3 protein-coding genes are annotated in these 1,418 nt (G+C 59.0%); all 3 read right to left on the reverse strand.

Annotated elements, in window-relative coordinates; translation table 11 throughout:
• Positions 1 to 94 precede the first annotated feature (94 nt).
• Positions 95 to 529, reverse strand: coding sequence for a hypothetical protein (locus QVP03_RS06975; protein WP_022332801.1), 435 nt, complete (start codon positions 527 to 529; stop codon positions 95 to 97).
• A complete protein-coding gene (locus QVP03_RS06980; RefSeq protein ID WP_022332802.1) occupies positions 519 to 878 on the reverse strand; it encodes a DUF3876 domain-containing protein in 360 nt (119 codons plus the stop codon). The genes QVP03_RS06975 and QVP03_RS06980 overlap by 11 nt, the downstream gene beginning before the upstream one ends.
• Before the next feature lie 11 nt (positions 879 to 889).
• The coding region (locus QVP03_RS06985) for a TraG family conjugative transposon ATPase (RefSeq protein WP_288210691.1) at positions 890 to 1,418 on the reverse strand (529 nt) is incomplete at its 5' end.

Raw genomic sequence — 1,418 nt, forward strand, 5'->3', positions numbered from 1 at the left:
CCGTCGGATTTAGAAATGTGTGACTGCGGGCGAAGTCCGCCGAAGGGCTGCCCCGACAAGCAGGGGCAGCCCGGAAATCCCGAACGTGGTCCCATTATTCGGCCGGTTCGTTGAAGACGCACGGTTCGGCACCGATGGCATCATCCTCCTGCCGCCGGATGCTGTCCTCCGGAACGAATCGTCCGTAACAGCCGACGGTAAGCGTATCGGCGGCAGCATCGTAGATCACGCGGTTGCCGTCGTCGGCGCCGAGCCACAGACGGTGGCGGCGCAGCGCGATGATGCCGTCCTGTACGATACGTTTGTAGCAGAGCGCGTGGTCGAAAACGAGGATGCGCCACGTCCCCTCGCCGATGCGGCGTACCGAGGCCGAGAGGTTGTTCTCGGTCGAGAGCCACGCCCCGCAGATGCGGTCGGCGTCGAGTTGTTCCCGAAGGTCTGCCAAGGTGCGGATGACCTCGGTGCGGGTCTTGATTTCCTGCTGCAAGGTCGCTACGGCCGGAGCAGGTGTCGATTGGTTACTGTTCATAATCTTTGAGTTTTGAGGTTCGTTTGAAAGCGCCGCCCGGCACGAGGAGCAGCGTATCGGCCGTGGGCGTGTAAAAGAGGTCGACCCGGTGTCCGCCGTAGGTCGTATAATAGACGCAATCCTTGTAGTGCAGGAGGTGCGTTTCGGACGTGCCGCGGCGCGTGATGGTGATCCGGAATTTATCACCGCACGGCTCGATCACCAGCCGCGTATCGTCGAGCGTCGAATGCCATTCGCCGCACAAGGGACGGATTTTGCGGTATTCGTAATCGTAAAAGAGGTGAAACGCTCCGAGCACGGTGGCCAGCGTCAGCAGGAGGCCGGCGCATATCCAAAGCAACTGTTTCATAACAGGATGAATTAAGATTCGGTTTTCGTTTCGCGTTCGCGTGCCAGCTGGCGGATGGCGGCTTCGATGTCGCCGCCGAGCTTCCCGGCAAGCTCCATTACCTGCATCTTTTCCGACTCTTCGGTGGTGTAACACAGGTACTCTGCCGCGCTCGTTTCAGTGGCATAGACCGCCGACTGCACGCCTCCGAGTCCGATCCAGACCTCTTTATAGCGGCGTTTAGGATCGTTCGAGAGGTTGATAGAGAGAATCTGCGCCCGCTCCTTGTCCGTCAGCCCCAGCAGACGTTGTATGCCGTCGAATTTCGAGAGGTATTTGCGCTGGTCCAAAAGGATTTTGCAGTCGGCGTTGTTGATGATCGACTCCTTGACGATGGGCGACGAGATGATGTCGTCCACCTCCTGCGTCACCACGACCGCCTCGCCGAAATACTTGCGCACGGTTTTATAAAGGTAGCGTATGTAGGCCGACATATTGGCCGAGGTGAGGGCCTTCCAGCACTCCTCGATCAGGATCATCTTGCGGACGCCTTTCAGCCGC

Source organism: Alistipes sp. CAG:29, from assembly GCF_000435435.1.
GTDB lineage: Bacteria > Bacteroidota > Bacteroidia > Bacteroidales > Rikenellaceae > Alistipes > Alistipes onderdonkii.